Raw genomic sequence first — 21,457 nt, 5'->3', positions numbered from 1 at the left:
GCGAGAACGTCGGAGAATAGTAGGTTTTGAGAAACCTAAGGTGTCAGGTATTAGCACCTGACATCACAGAGGGATTTAATATCCTGTCAAAAACATACCCCCGTTCTCGCTTGGCTTTGCCGAGTGAGGGCTATTGGTTCAAGGGCCTCTGGCCCGTTTTAGTTTATTACCTCGACCGGCCAGAGGCCCTTGAACCAATAGCCCTCACTCGGCAAAGCCAAGCGAGAACGTCGGAACGTCGGGAGACAGAAGAAATCCTGTAAATCCTGTCAGAAAAAACTTTACGACCTATGAAAAAAACAATCTTACTCTGCTCTTTCATCTTTGCATACACGCTAACATTCGCACAAAACTCAGCCGTCTGGAACGGTAAAAAATGTGCCATAGTGCTTACCTACGACGATGCCTTAGAAGTGCACCTGGATAATGTCATTCCGGTTCTGGACTCGTTAGGACTGAAAGGAACCTTCTATTTATCAGGCTATTTCCCCGGCTTTGCCAACAACATAGCCCGCTGGAAAGCAGCGGCCGTTAACGGTCATGAGTTAGCGAATCATACGCTATTTCATCCGTGCATAGGCAATACCCCTGGCCGCGAGTGGGTGAAGCCCGCCAATGATTTGAGCAAGTACACGGTTCAGCGAATGACCGACGAAATGAGGATGACCAACATCCTGCTTAAAACCCTCGATGGCCAAAGCACCCGAACCTTTGCCTACCCCTGTGGCGACACCAAAATTGGCGACGTTGATTACTACAAAACCGTAGAGGGCGATTTTGTGGCCGCCCGAGGGACCAAAAGCGAGATGAAGAAAATAACCGAAATCAATTTGGCAGACATTGGGGCGTACGGTATTAATGGCCAGACCGGTGAGCAGATGATTGAGTTAGTGAAACAGGCACAAGCCAGCAATTCGCTGCTTGTTTTTCTGTTTCACGGCGTGGGTGGTGGGCACTCGTTGAATGTCGCACTGGCCGAGCACAACAAGCTGGTAGGGTATCTCAAACAGAACGCTTCGACTATCTGGGTAGCGCCATTCATGGACGTAGCCCAATACACCAAGGCTCATCAATCAAAACAGAAATAGGATGGCGCAAACGTCTACGTTCGTACTATCCTACCCTGGCCATGAAAATCAAGCTCCTTACCATGCTTCTCCTGTCAATCAGCGTTACGCTCCACAGTGTTGCCCAGCGCGTATTCATTCAGCAAACGGAACCGTCTCCGCAAAGCAGGTATGCAGCCGAGCAGCTTACCAAAGCCTTTCGTGCGCGCAAATTCATTATAACCAACGATGCGGGCACAGCTACATATACCATTCAGCTAGCTTCCGTTAAGGTAAACGTAGGTCCGGAATCATACACGCTCGAACGGAAAAATGACCGCATCACGGTTACCGGTGGTGATGTTCGGGGGTTGATTTATGGAGCGCTTTCGGTAGCCGAGGATGTGCAGAATGGCGTTTCGCTGAACGCGATTAGCTCCCGAACCGAACAACCGCATTTACCGCTACGCGCCATTAAGTTCGATTTACCCTGGGATACATACCGCCATAGTGACGCCCTCGATCTACATTACGAAACCTGTCGGGACACCCTCTATTGGAAAGCGTTTCTGGATATGATGGTCGCCAATCGATTCAATGCGCTGAGTTTATGGAATCTGCATCCATATACATTCATGATCAGGCCAACGAATTTCCCGAAGGCCACGCCGTTCAACGAGCAGCAGATGAAGGAATGGCAGACGTTGTTCCATGCGATTTTTCGGATGGCGCACGAGCGGGCTATTGACACGTATCTGGTTCCGTTTAATATTTTCACCAGCCCCGAATTTTCGAAAGCCTACAACGTAAATCCCAGACTAAATAACCTGGATCATCATCACTTTATCGACGGCGACACCTCGGCCATTGTCAAGCAGTACACACGGGAATGCGTCACGCAGGTGCTTCGGGAATACCCAGAACTGACTGGATTTGGATTGACATTGGGGGAGGCTATGGGCGGTATGTCGCCACAACAACGCGAAGACTGGATGAAGGCAACGATCCTTGACGGAATGCGGCAGGCAGGTAGGAAAACCAAGCTCATTCACCGGATTCCGTTTTCCAGTACAACCGGTTCGTTAGGCGTTACGAGTATTGAGACCGAAAAACTAACCCGAAAATCCATTGAGAGGGAAGGGAATTTAGACTTCATTGAAGGGCCAATCTGGGCGGATTTAAAGTATAACTGGTCGCACGCGCACTCGACGCCCACACTAGTGAAAGTACATGGCGGGAAACTGTATGATACGTATTTTAAACCAGACCCAACCGCCTACAAAATTACCTGGACAGTTCGTAACGAAGATTTCTTTTGCCTGCGCTGGGGTGTCCCCGATTTTGTCCGGGCGCATATTGCCGCCAACAACCAGTCGTATGTGGGTGGCTATTTTCTGGGTTCGGAAACCTACATTCCGGCCAAAGACTATTTTACCACGCCCAGCGCTCCCGTTAACTGGAAATACGCGTTTGAACGGCAATGGCTGTTTTACAAATTATGGGGACGTTTGCTCTATAATCCCGCCACACCCAACGCGCTATTCAACGCCGAATTTATTCGTCGTTACGGTGCATCGGCAGCTTCGTTACTGGAAGCTTACGCCCTGGCCTCTGCAACCCCGCTACGGCTGGCGTCTGCAATCGACTTCACCTGGGACTTTTCGCTTTACAGCGAAGGGATGATGGCGTTTGATGCGCAAAAGAACGTTTCTTACATCTCTGTCAATCAGCAGATCACACAGCCCACACTTGACCCAACCTATGTGTCCGTCAGTGATTACGTCAAAACGACAACGGCTGGGGGTTCATTTGGGGCGGACAAAATTACGCCACCCATTCTGGCCAGGATGCTGGAACGCGATTGTCAGAAGGCGCTGCAACTTGTAAAACCAATAAACACCTCAGCGAATCGATCCTTGCAGTATGAAGTTGCCGATGTTAAGGTCTGGTCAAATCTGGGTCTGCATGTTGCCGAAAAATTACAGGCAGCTGTAGCCTTGCAAACGTACCGTACCTCGGGGCAGGAAGCTCAAAAACAGGCGGCTATTCAGCACTTGAAAGCTGCTCTCCGCTATTGGGATGAAGTGGTTACCATCACCCGACCGCTATATAACGATATGCCGCTGGTGCATCTGACGGAACAGAAAGGCCACACCTGGGCGGAGAACAATAAACTCCGCTTTCACTGGGAGAAACTTCGCCCTGAGGTAGCGAAGGATATTGAGATCGCTGAGAAAGCCCAGTTTGTTACGGGGAAGTAAGGGGTAGATTTGAGCCTAACTCAAGTAGTTTATTTTTTGTCATGCTGACGAAGGAAGCAACTCAATATGGAATCTGTTTAAACTTATTTTTTATAGCTTTAGCTTAACCGCAAAGAACGCTAAGGCATCTCCGCAAAGGTCTCAAATAAATTCACGCAACCTCTTCGCGCTCTTTGCGGAGTTGCCTTAGCGTTCTCTGCGGTTAAATTGAAATACTCATGTCCTAGCTAGGCAATCAGTCTGCTTTAAGTTGCATCCTTCGTCAGTATGACAAAAGTAAATGCCGTTAGGGTGTAATCATCTCAATCGATCCATCGGCCTTCCGTTTCAGCTCGCGTACTTTAATATTCCGCAAGTGCGTTTGTCCCGATAACTCGACGTCGTGGTAAAAGATGTACCATTTCCCCTTAAATTCAACAATGGAATGGTGAGTCGTCCAGCCCGTTACGGGTTTCATGAATGTACCCTGATAAGTAAAGGGGCCATAGGGTGACGTACTGGTGGCATAGGCCAGAAAGTGCGTGTCGCCGGTTGAGTACGAGAAGTAATATTTCCCGTTGTACTTGTGCATCCAGGCCCCTTCAAAGAAACGCCGGTCATGGTCGCCCGCCAGCAGTGGTTTCCCGTTCTTGTCAATGATTTTTACATCTTTAACCGGCTCGTCGAATTTGAGCATATCCTTGCTCATCCGCACAACCTTAGCGCTCAGCGCGGGTTCATTGTCCTTGTCTTTCCCTAAATCGGTCTTCAGGCTTTTGTCATACTTGCCTGTATACCAGCGTTGAAGCTGCCCACCCCAGATACCACCAAAATACATGTACGTTTTGCCATCGCTATCCGTAAAAACGGCAGGATCGATACTATAGCTGCCGGGAATGGGAGCCGGTTCGGCTTTGAAGGGCCCTGTCGGCGATTTGCTCGTTGCTACACCCATGCGGAACACGTCCTCTTTATCCTTTACGGGAAAATAGAGATAGTAGGTTCCATTTTTATAAGCCGCATCGGGTGCCCACATCTGCCGACCCGCCCAGGGCACATCCTTAAGATCCAGTGCAACGCCGTGATCGGTTACCTTGCCATTGATGTTATCCATCGAAAAAACGTGGTAGTCGCGCATGTTGAAATGCCCCCCTTCGTCGTCCTGCGGCACATTAGCTTCAATGTCGTGCGATGGATAAATGTAAATCTTCCCGTTAAACACGTGCGCTGAGGGATCAGCCGTGTAGATATCGGTAACGAGCGGTTTGGGCTTAGCTGGGGCTGTTGTCTGGCAAATACCAGCGTTGATGCCAACACCAACCAACGCGATGGCAACAAGGGTTCTTTTAGTCGAGATAAACATAAAACAGGGGTTATTTAAATAGGGGACTTTAGTGTATAGGACAAGTTTAATTGGGTTAATTATGGACACAGATTGTGCTTATTTCTGGACAGGATTACAGGATTAACAGGATTATTAGCAATCGCAATCCTGTTAATCCTGTAATCCTGTCCAGAAAAAACTTGTCTGAGCGTTATTTGGCAACCCGTTCATACTTCAGCAGTTTGTTTGCCCAGGGTATGACGTATTGGAAATTGGGCGCATCGGTATGACCTCCATTGTGCTGTCGCCAGGCCAGATCGCCTTCCATCAACCCTGTGAGTACAGGTGGCATTTTCTCTGTGTTGTAATCGGCACTCACGCCCAGATCGCGGGCTCCCAGCAACCTGAATACTGGCCCGGCGGCCACCGTAGCCTTGTAACTCCCCGTTTGGTCGAGCCACTTGGCATCGCCTTTTTCCGGTATGCCATAGCTGACGAACGTGGGACGTGGCGCACACAGCGCCAGCAACTCATGCGAATCGACAGGAAGATCGCAACCGGTTTTGCGGCCAAATGACGATTCATCGGCAGCATATTTCAAGTAATTACCCGCCATCCAGTGATAGCCTCCGCTATTAGCCAGACTTTCTACGGCTTCGCCAAAAACGCGCCGTTGCAGCGTTGTGCCCCCTTTTCCCGATGAACCAATCAGAGCCATCCCGAAACGCTGGTCGAAGGCCATCGTTACCAGGGCTGCTTTCCCATATCGGGAAACTCCTTCGATACCAACCTGTTTGGCGTTTACCTGTGGTTCTGTTTCTAAATAATCTAATGCACGAGATGCGCCCCAGGCCCAGGCTCTCAACGCACCCCAGTCGTCCGGTTTTCGGGCTTGTCCTTTGTTCACCAGCCCGATAATACCTCGGGTAAGACCGGCACCGTTATCGGCCTGAATACTGCTCGTCTCCAAAGTGCAATATCCCCATCCTGCTGCCAACAGTTGCTCGGTAGGCGGTGAATCGCCGTTTGGGGCGGGGGCAAAGAAATTGGGACCAGGCAGCCTTGTGATAGGAGAATAAGCCGGATACCGGTCGAAAATGGTCTTCATTTCCGGATTTTGTTTGATCATCATTTCCTTGAACACTGTATTGATTTTTTCCATGTCGGCGAGCGAAGGTTGCGCTGGGGCCGGCAACGCCGGGGGGAGAAAGCCAAACATCACCATAACCGGCACCGGGCCTTTTACATTTTGCGGCAATACCAGCACCATGTTGATATTCACGCTTATCAACGGGTAGTCGCTGTTATCGACCCGGCCAATCAACTGCTTCGCCACCACCGGAATCCGACCGACAATTTCGTTATCGGTAACTTTTATGGTCCAGTTTACTTTGGGAACATGTTTAGGCACCCGACCATACATTTCTTTTTCAAAATCCTCGATGAGTTCAGGACGGCGTTGATTCCACCACAGATCGGGCGTCGTCACTTTCTTCCCGTTTCGGGTAGTCAGTACATCGGGGAGTTGTGGGCAGGGATCGGCCAGTGCCTCATCGTAATTGGCATGGTTCGGTTCTGACTCATTGGGACTTGGGCCGGGCCTTAATTTTTTGATACCCAGTTGCTGCATCATGTTAGCCTGATCCTGCTGGGCCGTCCACGTTTTAAGCGGAGGATACTTGCTGCTGTCGATGGCGGCTTGTTGTGCTACAGCCCCGAAGGAAAGGAACATGAGCAGCACAAACGTCAGATACTTCTGCATATAAGCTGGGGGTTAGGAATGTAGTTAAATAAATGCACAATTAATAATGGATAATGAATAATGTAAAATTCACAGTCATCATACTGGTAATCAACAACTTATCATTATTCATTGTTCATTGTTCATTGTTCATTTACTTAGTTATCTGTTCGGAATGGCGATGCGGGTAGTTTCTCCTTATTATAGAGATTCGGGTTAACGGGATTATCGGCCCAGGCGTATCGGACGTAGAGGGGTGTAGGCACTTCATCGCTCCACACCACCACGTTATCGCCTTCTATCTTCGCCTTTGCCCAAACGAATTTTTTATCGCTACCGGCAATGGCAAATTCACTCAGGTCTTCCCCATCATTCGTGATCAACCCACCACCGACGTTCGTAAATCGGACCACAATTTTGCCTCCGTCAATGGTTACCGATTGAACGATCGGCCCCGACGAAACGAGGTTTTCATGGTAAGCCGTCTTTAATGCGGTCAGGGCCAGTCGCTCGCCCACATCTTTTTTATTGTCGGGGTGGATATCATTCCATTCGCCCAGGTCAATTGCCACGACCATAGCCGTATTGGGTATTTTCAAGGCATTGAGCTGCGCTTCCCGCAAGATGGCCCAACTACTTTCTGACGGTTGGTAGTTGTACTCCATAAATCCGGGCAGTTGCACATACAGGAAAGGCAGCGATTCCTGTTTCCAAAGGCGTCGCCAGTCGTTAATTAGCGCAGGCAGCAGCGTTTGATATTCCTGGGGTTTACCCGCATTACTTTCTCCCTGGTACCAGCACACCCCTTTGATGGCATAGTTTATTTCCGGGGCTACCATGGCATTGTACAACGCCGTTGGCTGATTCTGGGCATTGATTCCCCCGGCAGGGTTGCCCCCAGCCAAGCCTTCTGCTGAGAATGGCCGGTAGGCCGTACCCACTTTATACTGCCAGGTTCCTTTCAGATCAAGGGTGTCGGCGCCCGCGAACAGACAATAGGGTTTGTCGGGGACAAATCCACCTTTGCCCGAGGTATTGGTAACCCGGATCACAAACACATTTTTACCGGCTTTCAAGACATCAGCAGGCACTTTATACCGACGTTGTGGGTATTGATAGGTAGTCTTTCCGACCTGTTTCCCGTTGATATAGAGCTCATCGGCATCCACAATCCGTCCCAGGAAAACGTTGGCGGGCTTGCCCATCATTGAAGCGGGCACCTCAGTTTCTTTCCGATACCAGACTATGCCGTTCAGATCCTTTAGGCCCTGGTCTTCCCAATAACCCGGAATATTGATCGTACGCCAGCCTTTAGGCGTGTACGAGCCATCGAACCATTTTGTATTGCCCACTAACCCTAGATCTGCGGGCTGCGTTGGCCGAATTGGCTGCTTCCGGTTTACACTATTGACGTAGGCGGTGTCTTTGTTGGTCGAAACGATGGTTTTGAGGTCAGAAAAATCAGCCAATCCTTCTTCACTTATCCAGGCTTCTATGGGCGTACCACCCACACTCGCATTGATAATCCCGATGGGTACTTTATAGGTTGCGTAAAGCTTTTTGGCAAAGAAATAAGCCACGGCAGAAAAAGGCCGAACGTCCTGGCCAACAGCCGATTTCCACTGACCATTCGGAAGATCAGGTTGGGGTGATTGCAGATTGGCCGTGGTGGGTACCCAGAATTGTCGTATGTGTGGATAGTTAGCCGCTTCAATTTCTTTCGCATACGTCACATCATGAATATTGAGCTGGTGAACCATGTTGCTCTGTCCACTGCAAAACCAGACATCCCCAATCAGGATATCACGTAGTTGAATCCGGGAGTTCCCAATAATATCCATGGTAAAGGGACCACCTGTTGGCATGGCGGGTAACTCAACCTGCCACTTGTCGTTGGCATCCGTTACGGCTTTATAGTTCTTGTTTTTAAACTGTACCGTAATTTTTTCACCAGCTTTGGCCCATCCCCATACCTTTAGCTTAGCATCACGTTGCAGCACCATGCCATCGCTGATCAATTTGGGAAGTCGAATCTGGGCAAAGCCTGTCTGACAAGCCAAGAGGAAAATCACAACATATGCAACTCGTAACCGGACAGATAAATAGAATTTCATAACAAATACGAGTGCTTGATCAAAAATAGATTTTAACCACAGAGGCACGGAGAACACAGAGATTAAACAACTAAAAATCACTCTTTTATATCTCTGTGTTCTCCGTGCCTCTGTGGTTAAAATTTTTGTTTAACTAGATGTATTTAAATCCGCCGGGATGATTCCCTGACGATCAATTCGTAGTTTAAGAGAATGGTATTGGTCGTGCTGATTCGCAATAGCCCGTTCAGGTGGTTGATTAAGCTTTGGGCCGCGATTTCACCCATTTCCTGACCGGGGTAGTGAATCGTGGTCATGTTGGGCTCCACTAATTGGGCAATGGGGTCGTTGTTGAAACCCACTACGGCAATATCCTTCGGAATCGAAAAGCCATGTTTCCGTAAGCCGCCCATGCAACTGGCCGCACACAAATCACTGGCGACAAAAAGACCGTCGGGGGGCGAAGGCATTTTGGCGATGTCGCTGGCCACATCAAGCCCATCCTGCCGGGTAAAGTTTGTCAACTTAATCAGCTCATCATCAACCGGAAGCCCATGTTCGAGCAACGCCATTTTATAGCCCTTGAGCCGATCGGCATACACATTTCGTTTGATGCCTCCCGTTACGTGCATGATCCGTTTGCAACCTTGTTCCAGTAAATGGGTGGTAGCTTCATAGCCTGCCTTCAGGTTGTCGATCACAATGTTGGTGCAGTTTTTCTGCTGCATCACCCGATCAAACAAAATCATGGGGATGCCTTTGCGAAAAAACGTATTGAAATGGTCCAGGTTATCGGTATCAGACGCTAGTGAAACGAGCAATCCATCGACCCGACTATTAAACATCGTTTTCGCATTGGTCATTTCCTTTTTGGATGATTCAAGCGACTGACTGATAATCAGGTTGTAATTAGCCTCGTTAGCTACTTTTTCCATACCGGCCAGTACAGTCGACATAAACGAACTGTCCAGCCGGGGCACGATAACGCCAATCGTTCTGGTTTGCTGCCGCCTTAGGTTGCTCGCAAAGGTGTTTGAGCGATAACCCATTTCCACCGCCTTACTGTTGATCAACTGTTTTGTATTGCTGTTAATGGCCGGGTGGTCATTCAACGCTCTACTTACCGTTGCAGCAGATAGATTTAATAATCGGGCTATATCGTAAATGGTTGTTTCTCTTTCCATAGTGAGCTATACAGCGGGCATATATTGTCAGGTACTCCTACTATTCGTTTTTCTCTTCTTTGCAATCGGTTGAATCATGAAGTAACTAAACTTACCAACAACCGCTTACAAGAAAATAACATATTACTAATCAATACATTATCTCATCAAGATCTATAAGCCCGATTGCACTGCCAATCAGGATGTTTTACCTAAATCTAGGTTGGCCCTAAAGATTGAGATAGTCTAATACTCTCTAACTAAGAACGTACCGTAAAATACCCGTGTAATCGTATTACAAATCTAGATTTTTTTTGAAAATTTCTGCAATCGGTTGCAACTATTAAAATAATGAGGAACTTTATACCGATAATACTGATAAACCTAGTCTTGTCTGAATTTAGTCCTATACAAGCTCCCTTCCAGGAGGGAGCTGTTACAGCAAATGGACGTGGCGTTGGTTACTTTAACCGACGTTGTGAGGTTTAAGATGGCACCGGCTGACGGTATATGCATCCACAAGCACTGTTTTGTTCATCAAGCGAAGCCCCTCTTTTTCTCTTTATCATAGGTTTGACGCTACAGCCTCCTGCTATCTGGCAGGAGGATTGTTTTTATAGAGCTATAGGGTTCCGTTTTTTACGTAACCTATACGTATGGGTACTTTTAATTCAGATTGGTTTCTGAAATTGACGAACTAAGCAACTGAATTATGTAGCTTGCATACGATTTTACCGTCGTATTTTGCAGGCAATTGTCAATGGTTGAACAGTATAAACAACAGCATCCGTATTTGCTGGCCCTAGATTCCATCATTTTCGGTTTCGATGGGGAGAGCTTAAAAGTATTGCTGGTTAAACGAGGTCTTGAAGAGAAGACCTGGTCATTAATGGGTGGGTGGCTTCAGCCCGATGAAAGTCTGGAACAGGCAGCCGCCCGAATTCTGTTTGATCTGACGGGATTGACCAATGTATACCTTGAACAGTTGTATGCCTTTGGAGAGCCCCACCGAGATCCCATTGTTCGCACGATTTCAGTGGCCTACTTTTCGCTGGTCAAAGTGGCTGATTATGAATCAAAAATTTCGGAGACATTCCAGGCCCGATGGTTCTCTATCTATGACCTTCCTCCGTTGCTGTTCGACCACGGTGATATGGTGGACTTAGCCATCAAGCGACTTCGCTATAAAGCAGCCCAGCACCCCATTGGGTTTGAGCTACTCCCCGAAAAGTTTACGCTCCCTCAACTCAAGAAGTTGTATGATGCCATTTATAACACTGATTTTGACAAACGAAACTTCAGCCGGAAAATCCTGTCGACGAACCTGCTCATCAAATTAGAGGAGAAACAGAAGGGGTTCTCCCGAAAAGGCGCTTATTACTATCAGGTCGATTCTGCTAAATATCAACAGCTTACGTCTTCCTTCCTGAATTTCATTCCGAATTCGGATAGCATTTTGTAAACTCTTGAATTCAGCCTATTATCAGAAAACTTGTCCTCTTTTGTGGTGTCAGATGCTTACATCTGACACAGCGAGGTTTCTTAAAACCTCGTTACTGGCTCGCAAAGGAGGTTTTAAGAAACCTCACAATGTCAGTTTTTAGAAACTGACACCACAGAAAAATACGTTTTCAGGCAATATATTCTTAAAAATAATTTTACGTGTCGTTTTGACGTTTAATTAATAAGTGTCAGTTTTACACTACTAAACAATCAGGTAGCTTTTACGCTCAATTTATCAAGTCTAAACTCATGTCAACAATCACGCTGGGCGACCAGGAATTTTTCAAAGGTATCGGCACCATCGCTTACGAAGGGCCAAAATCAAAAAATCCATTAGCCTTTAAATGGTACAATCCTGATCTAGTCGTTAACGGCAAAACCCTGCGTGAGCAGTTGCGATTCGCCATTAGCTACTGGCATACATTCACCGGAACGGGTGGTGATCCCTTTGGTCCGGGCACTCGTGTTTTCGCCTGGGATCAGGACAATGACGCGAACATCCGGGCTAAATTGAAGATGGATGCCGCCTTTGAGTTTATCACCAAAATTGGCGCACCCTACTACTGTTTCCACGATGTCGATCTGGTCGATGAAGCACCAACGGCTACCGAATACGAAAAACGGTTGCAGGCTATTGTCGAATACGGTCAGCAGAAACAGAAAGCCAGTGGCGTGAAGTTGCTGTGGGGAACCGCCAATGTGTTCTCCAATCCTCGCTACATGAACGGGGCATCGACCAATCCTGATTTTGCCGTATTAGCCTATGCAGGAACACAGGTGAAAAATTCAATCGATGCAACGATTGCGCTGGGTGGCGAAAACTACGTGTTCTGGGGTGGTCGTGAAGGCTACATGTCGCTGCTGAACACCAATATGAGTCGGGAAGTCGAACATCTGGCGAAGTTCCTGACCATCGCCCGCGATTATGCGCGTAAGCAGGGCTTTAAAGGAACGTTCTTCATCGAACCCAAACCGATGGAACCAACCAAGCACCAATATGATTACGATGCCGCTACAGTTATTGGCTTCCTGCGTCAGTACGGTCTGGACAAAGATTTTCAGTTAAATATTGAAGTAAACCACGCAACCCTGGCGGGTCATACCTTCGATCACGAATTGCAGGTAGCCGCTGATGCGGGCATGTTAGGCAGCATCGACGCCAACCGGGGCGATAACCAGAATGGCTGGGATACCGACCAGTTTCCGATCAATCTGTATGAATTAGTAGAAGCTGCTCTGGTGATCCATCAGGCAGGTGGCATTAAGCCCGGCGGTATCAACTTCGACGCCAAAGTACGTCGTAACTCAACGGATCTCGAAGATTTGTTCGTAGCGCACATCAGCGGGATGGACGCCTTTGCCCGTTCGTTTATCGTAGCCGACGCTATTCTGAAAGAGTCTGATTACCTCAAATTCCGCACAGAGCGTTACGCATCGTTCGATAGTGGTCAGGGTAAAGCGTTTGAAGAAGGCAAACTAACGCTGGAAGACCTACGCAGCTACACGCTGGAAAACGGCGAACCACAACTCCGCAGCGGCAAGCAGGAATGGCTGGAAAGTATCATTAATCAGTATATCTAATACCCTCTGTAGCTCAATTCTGACTGCTGCTCGCCTATTTACTAGCAACAGCAGTCAGAATTGAGCTACATCATTGACGCTGAACTTACAGAAACGCTAGTTGCTGAAATCTACGTCTGGCCGCTCCATTTTACGCTGACTGCGTTTAGACGAATCACTACCGAGCGGCAATTGAACTGACAGTTTATAGAAGCGTACTTCCCGGCGGTTCATTGATACCTGGTAGGCACCTGGTTGGTCATAGATACTGATAAATCGGCGGGAGTTGAACATGTCATTGACCGAAAACGTAACGCTGGCCCGGTTCGCCCAGAAGCCTTTCCTCACTGCAAAATCGACACCCCGTACCGCTTGTCGGTAGCCCTGCAGCGAGGGCGCTTTACCATCATTCGTACCTGTATCATTACGTCTCTAGATGAGGCTAAAGACTACCTTAAAATTTTATCAGCTTAATTAGTTACCAAGATTTACACAATAGCTATACATCAGCACGAATTCGTAAACTAATCTTCCAGAGAACATCGCTATTTTACGCTACTAAAGGATTACTTATCTTTGACAAGGCCATTCTATAGATACACTATAGAAAAGACGACTTATTGAAGTAGTCATGATTACTTAATCATACCTACTGTACCAGACTAAACGTTAGGAAATAAACGCTTCGGATGAAAAAAGGATTACTGCTCATTGGGTTCATCATGAATTGCCTGGCCGTGCAGGCTCAGTCTGTATTCGGCAATGAATGGATTAAATCGAACCAGAAATACCTGAAATTCTCCGTAAACCAGACGGGCGTCTATAGGGTAAATTATGAGGACATTAAAGCCACTGACCCTTCGTTCCTCCAGACAAATCCGGCAAACTGGCAGTTGTTTTTTAGAGGAAAAGAACTAGCTATTCGGGTAGTAGGCCAGCAGGATGGTGTGTTCGATGCACAGGATTATGTTGAATTCTATGGACAAGGCAATGATGGCAGTCAGGATTCACTACTATACCGCCCGCAAAAGCGATTACATCCCTATCAAACGCTATTTTCAGATAAGACCGCCTATTTCCTGACTAGCAGCCCGGCGCTTTCTGGAAAACGGATGCCAGAACTGAACAAATCTGCCCAGGGCCTTACACCAGAAGCATTCCATATCGAAGAAACGGTACAGGCCTTTACCAGCGACTATACGTTTAACAACTTAAAAGGCATCGAACCCGCTCTCCAGCAAAGTTACTTCGAACCGGGAGAAGGCTGGTCGGGGCCAATGCTCACGAAAGATTCGATTGGTACAGTCCGGGTAAATTTAACGAATCGGGTAACCACGTCCTCCCAACCTATTGCACTGGAGGGCATGGTAAATGGCCGCGATAATAATACCCATCGAATACAGGTAGATGCCTCTCCCACAACAGCTATAGCCACCCTGAACATATTCGGATTCGCGTCACAAACCTTTCAGGCAACAATTAGCCCGGCAACGCTTCAGAACGAACAACTTAGCCTACGATTCTCTCCCGAAAAGATTTACTACACAAACAACTTCTCCATTACCTACGTAAAGGTTTCTTATCCACAAGCGCTGGATATGGCAGGCCAGTCAGATAAGGTATTTCACGTGCCGATAAACCCACGTCAGACAGCCTTACTATCTATAAAAAATGCACCTCAGGCATCCATTGCCTATGACATTACAGATAAAACCAATTGCCAATACGTAGCCGCCCAACCGTCGGGCGGTCAAACACTGGTTGTCGTGGATGGAACAACCGTAAAGCGGGATATTTTCGTAACCAGCCGTACGCTTAAACCCCTGGCTATTCAGGCTGCCCGTTTTCCGACTACGTTTCCGCAGTCGGCCACGTATCTGATTATTACCCATGCATCACTCAAACAGTCGGCGCAAACGTATGCGGCTTACCGGGCATCGGAGGCTGGAGGCAGCCATAAGCCATTTATTGTTGAGGCCGACTCCCTGTACGATCAGTTTAATTACGGCGAACGAAGCCCGCTGGCACTTCGGCGGTTTGCGGATTATATGCTGGCGAATTCGGCAGTAAAACACCTGCTATTAGTTGGCCGGGCGTGTAGTTACCCCTACTTCGTCAAAACAACACCCGACGATCTGGTACCAACGATTGGCTATCCAGGATCGGATATTCTATTAACAGCAGGCCTAAGCGGCTACCCGATAAATACACCAGCACTGCCGACCGGTCGCTTAAACGTGACGACAAATGATCAGGTGCTCGCTTATCTGGATAAAGTAAAGCAACTGGAAGGCGCTACGCCGAATGACCTCTGGCGAAAACATATCATTCATATCAGTGGGGGTAAAACACTGGACGAAGCCCAAAGCCTGCGTTCTGCGCTGACTACAATTGGTACCATTTACACCAATGGCCAACTGGGGGGTGAAATTAGTGCGTTCAGTAAAAGCACAACCAATGAAGTAGAGCCGACAAACATTACTCCGCAAGTTAATGACGGTGTGAGCTTAATTACGTTTTTTGGCCATGCCGGACCGGCCGTTACCGACATGAATTTTGGATTTGCCTCACCGCCCGAAAACGGATTCAGCAATAAGCGGTACCCATTTATGATTTTTAACGGCTGCGGTGTCGGCGAGATTTTTTCTAATTTCAACACACTATCTACCGATTGGTTGCTGACCCCTAATAAAGGAGCCGCCGTTGTTCTGGCACACTCCTACTGGAGTTTCGAGGAACCAACAACGCTGTACCTGAAAAAACTCTATTCGATTCTGTATACAGATCCTACATCGCTGGGAATGTCGTTTGGCAAGGTGCAGCAACAGGTAAATTTAGCCCTCGAAAAAGAGAGTGCCGATCCGTATAATGTATCGGTATCTCTGGAAATGATTTTACAGGGCGATCCGGCGGTTGTCCTCTACCCCTTGCCCAACCCCGATTTTAAGGTTGATCCAAAGGGCATCTATATTCAATCGTCGGTGGTGGGGAGTTCACTCAAAAACAGTGATTCGATTCGGGTCGTGATTCCGCTGGCGAACTTAGGCAAGTACATTGCAGGTCAGTCGGTATCGGTATCACTCAAAAAAACGACTAGTGCGGCTGCCACGACCAGTACCTTAGGGCTCAACGCCTTTCGCTACCGCGACACGCTGGTATACACGATGCTTAAAGACGAAACGCTCCAGAAGATCGAAGTAGCCATTGACCCAACCAATCAGCTAACCGAACTCAGCAAAACGAATAATACAGCTAGTTTAACGATTGACTGGGCAAAGGCTCAAAACGGCACAAGCTACCCCATTCAAGCGCTCCTGGACCGCATTAGCCCTCAAATCAATGTATTTATTGATGGAGCCATTAAAGAAAATCAGGCCGTTGTTCGGATGAATCCACAGGTAGAGATTTTCATTCAGGACGAAAATCCGCTTTCACCAAAGGATACCACGGCCGTTGACGTATACTTAAAAAGCTGCACAACCTGTAATCCCCAAAAGCTATCGTCGCAGTCATTTTCTGTTTCGGCGGTTTCGGCCAACCAGCTCCAGGTCATCACAAATCTGTCACTTAAAGCGGGGGGAGCCTACCAGCTTATTGTATTCGGAAAAGATGCGGCAGGCAATCGAACCCAACCACCGTATACGCTCGATATCATCACGCTGGCCAATGACGAGACCATTACGTTGCGTACGTATCCTAACCCGGCCAGTACATATGTAAAGTTTGACCTCAGCCTGAATGTGCAGGAGCTGCCCGTTGAGTCGCGGCTGACTATTTACAATCAGGCCGGTATTCAGGTTTTTGCCGATAGCTTTTCTGTATCAACCGGAAAAAATTCACTGCTCTGGCAAGGCGTTAATCCGGGTCTTTACCCGTACTCGCTCCAATTAATCTGGAAAGACGGTCGAACAGAGACACATACAGGTAGGGTGATCTGGCAACCCTAGTTATGGCTCATTTCAACCGATTACTGGCCACTAATTCCCATTTTAGTCGGTTGCCTGATGAAATTATGCCTTTACCAATACAATCTGGTGTCGATTGACAAAACGCCAGCGATGCATCCTCCCGATAAATCAAGCCCACGTTCTGCGCGTAAACCCGTTGGTATTTCTGTTGATTTATTAACGTTGAATCGTTCTTACCAACAACTGAAACCGTACGGTCAAATGTTTGATTACCTAGTATAAATGGACGTCCGTCGTTCTGATAGCTCAACAGCGTATCGGGGTTGGCGTTGTACGTATTAACGTTCCAGGAAGTTGCCGACGATATAGGAAAAACCAGTCGAAGTGTAGGCACATTACTTTCCTGACTAACCACTTCCGATAGGTTTTTATATACGGTATGAATAGCGTTGATTTGCCAATCGGATTGGGACGATGGTTTTATCGACTCTTCAACAAGAAAAAACAACTGTCCATTTTGAGTGAATGAGTTGCCAACTTTTTCCTGTAGCTGGTAAATCCGTTTAGTAGCTGGATTGGTGAGCGAGTAGGTTTCCTGAGTTACCTGATAAATCCAGTAATCGCCGGTTTGCAGCGGGAAATAAGCTGAATCATCGGGGACAGGATCGGTTGACGTTTGTTTACAACCAATGCCCATACCCAGTAAAATCAGTAGGTTGATTATGTAAGAGCTGCTTTTTTTGAGCATTTGACGGCGTTCGCGAAGGTGTTGAGTAGCTTTATAAATCCTGAATTTGTCGATCACAGATCACCAAAAGCGAAGATACGAAATAGACCAGTTTGTTAACGCTTTAGAAATTGACCAAGTATGAGTGGAATTGCAGGAATGATTCGATTTGACGGACAGGAGGTATCTTCTACTGATCAGCAAAACGTGATAGAACGATTAAAACACCGGGGAGCCATTTCAAGTCAGGCCATTAACCAGGGAATTTTGATGTCCTTTGACGGCCCAGTGGAGATCAACTCAGCGAATCAGCTCTATGCTGCTGTCGATGCTGATGTATTTTCCAAATCTACCCCGCAACAGCCTTTCGTCACAAACTACGGACTGCAAGGTCCTGCCTCCTTTAATACCCTGAACGCCGATTTTGCGGTAGCTATCTGGGATAGCCATCAGCAACAACTTTACTGTGCGCGAGATCCTTTGGGCATAAAACCGCTTTATTACGTACATCAGCCGGATCGCTTTTTTGCCTTTGCCTCCGAAATCAAAGCATTGCTGGCTCTTAACGAAGTCAACGTAAAACCAAACCAGCATAAATACAGAGAGTACCTGACCTGGACCACGGCTTACGTTCCTTATAGTGCCGAAACATTCTACGAAACCATTTACAGCGTTTTACCGGGCCACTACCTCCGGGTGACTTCGCAGGATGTGCACATACAGCCATACTGGCAACCCGACTTAAACCAGTTTAGCGGATTGACCAATCCAGATGAATATGCCTCCTTATTTCACGACTACTTTATTGAAGCGGTAGATAGACGGATACAGGGCAAAAAGCTTGTAGGTGCCCATTTGTCTGGCGGGCTGGATTCGTCATCGATCAGTGGCGTTGCCCAATCGTTATTACTCCAGCAGCATCGGCCTTCTTTACACACCTTTAATATCGATACAGAACAGCCTTCGGCCGATGAGCAGGCGTATGTACAGGCGTTGGTTGACCAATGGCATTCGCAGCATCACCGGGTCCGTCCGGTAGCCGATGTGCTCGACTCCGTATTAACAATAAACCATCAGTTCGACCGGCCTGAGCATTTCATTATTCCTTCCAGTTTTCACCTCAGCGTATCATTGGAAGCCCAGCAGATGGGTTGCGATATCCTCTTAACCGGGCATGACGGCGACAGTACCATTCCCACCGGATTTGATTTTCTGGACCAGCTCCTCGACGCTAACGACTGGGAGCAATTACAAATAGCCTGTCAGCAAATGGTTTCGTTTCGTGAGCGTAACATGAGCTTTTTAAGTGCCGACTGGCAACAGCTCAGCGATCAGGCTAAGTACGAAAAATACGTTCTATACATTATTGGGAGCGATCTAAAAAAACGGCTTAGTAAACAATCAGGCGTTTCTTTTCTTAGCATGCTGCGCGATCAGAAACGAATTTTCGGGCTCTCCACTACGGCCATCGTCGCCTATTTGGTCAAACGAGTTCAGGATAAACTGGCTCATCGAGATTTACTCAATAATGCACTGAGTACTGATTTTAAACAACGAATACTCCAACGACAGCAACAATCGACAAACGAACTGATTAGGAATCTATCAGCAGAACATAAGGCGCCAATCAACCAAATTGTTCATACAACCAATGTCATTTGTAACGAGCAGATGAACCACATCGGTGCCTATTATGGGCATCAGTATTCGTTCCCGTTCTTCGACAAGACTATTGTTGAGTTAGGGTTAGCAACACCTTTAGAGGTCCATTTTAACAAAGGGCGTGGGCGAGGATTGATCCGCAACGGACTACAGGATATACTGCCGTCCTCGATTGTATCTCGACTGACAAAAGCCAACTTCGTTGAATACAGCACATTATCAGCGCAACAACTGTATCAGGCCACTCACGAGCAGTTCAGTACACCCGGTCATCCGATCTGGGAGGTCATTGACCGGCAACTATTTTCCAGGATTGTTGCTATTGTTTTTAACCCACGTTTCCCCATCAAGAAAAAAACCCGTTATAATTGGCTTGTAAGCCGAATTATCTATCTGGCGCTCTGGCTTAATTCACTCAAACAGTACAGCTAACGTAGCGGCTCACGTAAAGCAGGAATAAAGCGTAGCAGCGAGCGAAGCCCCCGAATAAAAAACGTGATGATGCCAAATTGTTTCGGCACGTATACAATGCGTTTCCCAACCTTAAACGTGCTGTAACGAATGATCCGGCTGGTGCAAAACGTAACTATGATTTTCAACTTCTTGCTTAGTTGCGTTTGCGCTTTAAAGAAAAACATTAATTGACTAAAAATTAGGGAACTGGACGAAAGCGGCTCGCTGGTTTCCCAGTTTTTCTCATACGCATTGGCTACTAATTGGATACGCTGAGTCACCAACATTTCCTGAATAGTGGAAGGCAACGATAAATTCCAAATCTGTTGACACCAGAGCAAGCCCGAAAGAAAAACTCGTTCAAGGCCATTCTGACCTAGCTCCTGCAATAGCCACGCCCAGTCAATTACCTTATCATTTATTAAGAAATAGAGATCGTTGATATAATTAATTGTTTGCCAAATGGCCGTTATACCATGGTGAGCTACAAGTAAAACAATCTGGTATTCTGTATATAAGGTTGGACTGGAAAGAACTTCCTGTACGCTATAAACTTTATACTGCTTATTAAAACATACAAATTCCCAGTGTAGATCAAGATCAAAATAGCTATTGTTAAAAAATGGCTTCATTAGGCTAACCTCATACAAATCAGAAAAAATAACTTTCTGCTCATACTTCATGTAAAGCGTCGATTTTTGATCTACTAGATAACTATCGGCTTCTAAAAGGCGTATCGTTTTAAAAATATCTTCTTTTGCTACTAAAACATCCAGGTCTCCAATAGTCCGAAGGCTACTATCAGGATAGCAGTTAGCTGCCAGATAAATTCCTTTGAGTGGAACATAGTCAATTTCATTATCAGCAAATCGTTTATCTAACAACTTATATTGATGTAGCTTCAGTAAATTATCAGTAGCTATTGTCCGGCAATCGTTCTGTAGGGTAGTCAAAAACGATTCAGCAACGAAGGGAATGGCCTGAAGGGTTCGGTACAAAAACGGCGTTACCTTATGGCGAGCCGCCAGTTTATAAAGTCGATCCCAGTCTACTTGATGCTGTTCTAAAAACAGGGTAATCTGCGCTCTTTTGTTCTCCGTTGGCTCAACCGCACAGGCCATCAGCAACAACGAAATTTCGGGTGAGTGCTTCATCTAAAATGTCGTTTTTAGATCGTCAACAAATGCGTGTAGTCGACTAAAGTCAGCTGGGCGGCTTAGCTTAATAACTGGAACACTGTGAGCTAGGGTAGTGCTTTTTTCAAAATAATCTTTCAATGGTGTGCCTTGTAGTAGTGAATCGGCCAGGGGAAAATAGCTAATCAATTCAATTGGTATCTGGTGTTTAGGGACTTGGAAGCTCGTACCAGCTAATTCGTTGGGCGCTGTTAGAACAAAAATCTGGTCTAACGTCACAGGGTTTTCATTAAAGACGATTGAATCATGCCAGGAAAATTTGTTAACCCCCTCTCGCACTGCCGTGAGTCCATCTTTCTTAATCTGTAAGCCAGTCACGCTATTTTCCCAGATTTTGATTTGTGGAAAGGCGGGTAGTACTAAAGACGGCCCTGTTGCATTGACTTGGATACATACCATATCATCACTAATCACGCTAACCCCTCCTTGCGCAAAAGCTGCTACTGTGGTTGATTTGCCAGCCCCTGGTTCCCCCAGGAATACAACCCCTTTCCCATTGAGGTGAATAGCACTGCCATGTAACAAAAAGTAACCCCGTTGAAACAGGATAAGACCAAGCGCTTCACTTAACGTAAACAGAGAGAGCAGATCCTCATCGGTTTGAGTTGTATCCAGAACGAGTTCCTGGCCGTTTACGACCATAAATGATAGGATGGGTGCCCAGTTGAGCCATAACTGCTGTGGCCCATTTTGGGCAAATTTGGCTTGCAATCCAGCACGATAAATTTTTGTAGGCTGCAACGGTGGGCTTTCGGGTAATGCTCCCCGTCTAATAACTACATCAACTGGCTTAGGAGTTATTTCTTTGAGGGGAGGGAGCTGAATCTCAGAACCAATAGTA

At 47.0% G+C, this 21,457-nt stretch carries 14 protein-coding genes; 6 read left to right on the top strand and 8 right to left on the bottom strand.

From position 1 onward, the window contains the following. Nucleotides 1-290 precede the first annotated feature (290 nt). Complete coding sequence (locus EXU85_RS03410; protein WP_142770724.1) at nucleotides 291-1,088, top strand: polysaccharide deacetylase family protein; 798 nt, start codon at nucleotides 291-293, stop codon at nucleotides 1,086-1,088. A 41-nt stretch (nucleotides 1,089-1,129) separates the two neighbouring features. Further along, nucleotides 1,130-3,307 carry a glycoside hydrolase family 20 zincin-like fold domain-containing protein gene (locus EXU85_RS03405; protein ID WP_142770723.1) on the top strand — a complete coding sequence of 726 codons (2,178 nt, stop codon included), beginning with the start codon at nucleotides 1,130-1,132 and terminating at the stop codon, nucleotides 3,305-3,307. A 286-nt stretch (nucleotides 3,308-3,593) separates the two neighbouring features. On the opposite strand, the gene EXU85_RS03400 is transcribed toward EXU85_RS03405, so the two are convergent. The 4 genes from EXU85_RS03400 to EXU85_RS03385 form a co-directional block, all read right to left on the bottom strand. Beyond that, nucleotides 3,594-4,649 carry a glycoside hydrolase family 43 protein gene (locus tag EXU85_RS03400; RefSeq protein ID WP_142770722.1) on the bottom strand — a complete coding sequence of 352 codons (1,056 nt, stop codon included), beginning with the start codon at nucleotides 4,647-4,649 and terminating at the stop codon, nucleotides 3,594-3,596. 172 nt (nucleotides 4,650-4,821) lie between these two features. Further along, nucleotides 4,822-6,372, bottom strand: coding sequence for an acetylxylan esterase (locus EXU85_RS03395; protein WP_142770721.1), 1,551 nt, complete (start codon nucleotides 6,370-6,372; stop codon nucleotides 4,822-4,824). 137 nt (nucleotides 6,373-6,509) lie between these two features. Next, nucleotides 6,510-8,465 carry a sialate O-acetylesterase gene (locus tag EXU85_RS03390; protein ID WP_142770720.1) on the bottom strand — a complete coding sequence of 652 codons (1,956 nt, stop codon included), beginning with the start codon at nucleotides 8,463-8,465 and terminating at the stop codon, nucleotides 6,510-6,512. Between the two features lie 143 nt (nucleotides 8,466-8,608). Continuing rightward, nucleotides 8,609-9,628, bottom strand: a complete 1,020-nt coding sequence (locus EXU85_RS03385) for a LacI family DNA-binding transcriptional regulator (RefSeq protein ID WP_142770719.1) — start codon at nucleotides 9,626-9,628, stop codon at nucleotides 8,609-8,611. A 739-nt stretch (nucleotides 9,629-10,367) separates the two neighbouring features. Between EXU85_RS03385 and EXU85_RS03380 the strand changes: the two genes are divergently transcribed. Together EXU85_RS03380 and xylA are read left to right on the top strand one after the other, a co-directional pair. Beyond that, nucleotides 10,368-11,069: an NUDIX domain-containing protein gene (locus EXU85_RS03380; RefSeq protein ID WP_142770718.1), complete on the top strand. Its 702-nt coding sequence runs from the start codon at nucleotides 10,368-10,370 to the stop codon at nucleotides 11,067-11,069. 290 nt (nucleotides 11,070-11,359) lie between these two features. Then, on the top strand, nucleotides 11,360-12,691 hold the full coding sequence (gene xylA, locus EXU85_RS03375; RefSeq protein ID WP_142770717.1) for a xylose isomerase: 1,332 nt from the start codon (nucleotides 11,360-11,362) through the stop codon (nucleotides 12,689-12,691). 96 nt (nucleotides 12,692-12,787) lie between these two features. On the opposite strand, the gene EXU85_RS03370 is transcribed toward xylA, so the two are convergent. Then, entirely contained in the window at nucleotides 12,788-13,018 is a 231-nt protein-coding gene (locus EXU85_RS03370) for an outer membrane beta-barrel protein (protein WP_246859417.1), read from the bottom strand. 341 nt (nucleotides 13,019-13,359) lie between these two features. On the opposite strand from EXU85_RS03370, the gene EXU85_RS03365 reads away from it, so the two are divergent. Then, nucleotides 13,360-16,617: a C25 family cysteine peptidase gene (locus EXU85_RS03365; RefSeq protein WP_142770716.1), complete on the top strand. Its 3,258-nt coding sequence runs from the start codon at nucleotides 13,360-13,362 to the stop codon at nucleotides 16,615-16,617. Between the two features lie 7 nt (nucleotides 16,618-16,624). On the opposite strand, the gene EXU85_RS03360 is transcribed toward EXU85_RS03365, so the two are convergent. After that, complete coding sequence (locus tag EXU85_RS03360) at nucleotides 16,625-17,383, bottom strand: hypothetical protein (protein ID WP_246859416.1); 759 nt, start codon at nucleotides 17,381-17,383, stop codon at nucleotides 16,625-16,627. A 63-nt stretch (nucleotides 17,384-17,446) separates the two neighbouring features. On the opposite strand from EXU85_RS03360, the gene EXU85_RS03355 reads away from it, so the two are divergent. After that, on the top strand, nucleotides 17,447-19,399 hold the full coding sequence (locus EXU85_RS03355; RefSeq protein WP_142770714.1) for an asparagine synthase-related protein: 1,953 nt from the start codon (nucleotides 17,447-17,449) through the stop codon (nucleotides 19,397-19,399). On the opposite strand, the gene EXU85_RS03350 is transcribed toward EXU85_RS03355, so the two are convergent. Further along, complete coding sequence (locus EXU85_RS03350) at nucleotides 19,396-20,574, bottom strand: nucleotidyltransferase family protein (RefSeq protein ID WP_142770713.1); 1,179 nt, start codon at nucleotides 20,572-20,574, stop codon at nucleotides 19,396-19,398. The two genes, EXU85_RS03355 and EXU85_RS03350, sit on opposite strands and share 4 nt — an antisense overlap. Next, nucleotides 20,575-21,357, bottom strand: coding sequence for a serine kinase (locus tag EXU85_RS03345; protein WP_246859415.1), 783 nt, complete (start codon nucleotides 21,355-21,357; stop codon nucleotides 20,575-20,577). Nucleotides 21,358-21,457: the final 100 nt, after the last annotated feature.

It is taken from the genome of Spirosoma sp. KCTC 42546 (genome assembly GCF_006965485.1).
Taxonomy (GTDB): domain Bacteria; phylum Bacteroidota; class Bacteroidia; order Cytophagales; family Spirosomataceae; genus Spirosoma.
Note: the sequence above shows the minus strand (reverse complement) of the source record. Positions and strands in the feature narration are given on the sequence as shown.

Coding starts and splice junctions, on each gene's coding strand:
- EXU85_RS03385 (WP_142770719.1), bottom strand. CDS start 9,628: ATGGAAAGAGAAACAACCATTTACGATATAGCCCGATTATTAAATCTA.
- EXU85_RS03390 (WP_142770720.1), bottom strand. CDS start 8,465: ATGAAATTCTATTTATCTGTCCGGTTACGAGTTGCATATGTTGTGATT.
- EXU85_RS03410 (WP_142770724.1), top strand. CDS start 291: ATGAAAAAAACAATCTTACTCTGCTCTTTCATCTTTGCATACACGCTA.
- EXU85_RS03380 (WP_142770718.1), top strand. CDS start 10,368: ATGGTTGAACAGTATAAACAACAGCATCCGTATTTGCTGGCCCTAGAT.
- EXU85_RS03395 (WP_142770721.1), bottom strand. CDS start 6,372: ATGCAGAAGTATCTGACGTTTGTGCTGCTCATGTTCCTTTCCTTCGGG.
- EXU85_RS03405 (WP_142770723.1), top strand. CDS start 1,130: ATGAAAATCAAGCTCCTTACCATGCTTCTCCTGTCAATCAGCGTTACG.
- EXU85_RS03400 (WP_142770722.1), bottom strand. CDS start 4,649: ATGTTTATCTCGACTAAAAGAACCCTTGTTGCCATCGCGTTGGTTGGT.
- xylA (WP_142770717.1), top strand. CDS start 11,360: ATGTCAACAATCACGCTGGGCGACCAGGAATTTTTCAAAGGTATCGGC.
- EXU85_RS03350 (WP_142770713.1), bottom strand. CDS start 20,574: ATGAAGCACTCACCCGAAATTTCGTTGTTGCTGATGGCCTGTGCGGTT.
- EXU85_RS03365 (WP_142770716.1), top strand. CDS start 13,360: ATGAAAAAAGGATTACTGCTCATTGGGTTCATCATGAATTGCCTGGCC.
- EXU85_RS03355 (WP_142770714.1), top strand. CDS start 17,447: ATGAGTGGAATTGCAGGAATGATTCGATTTGACGGACAGGAGGTATCT.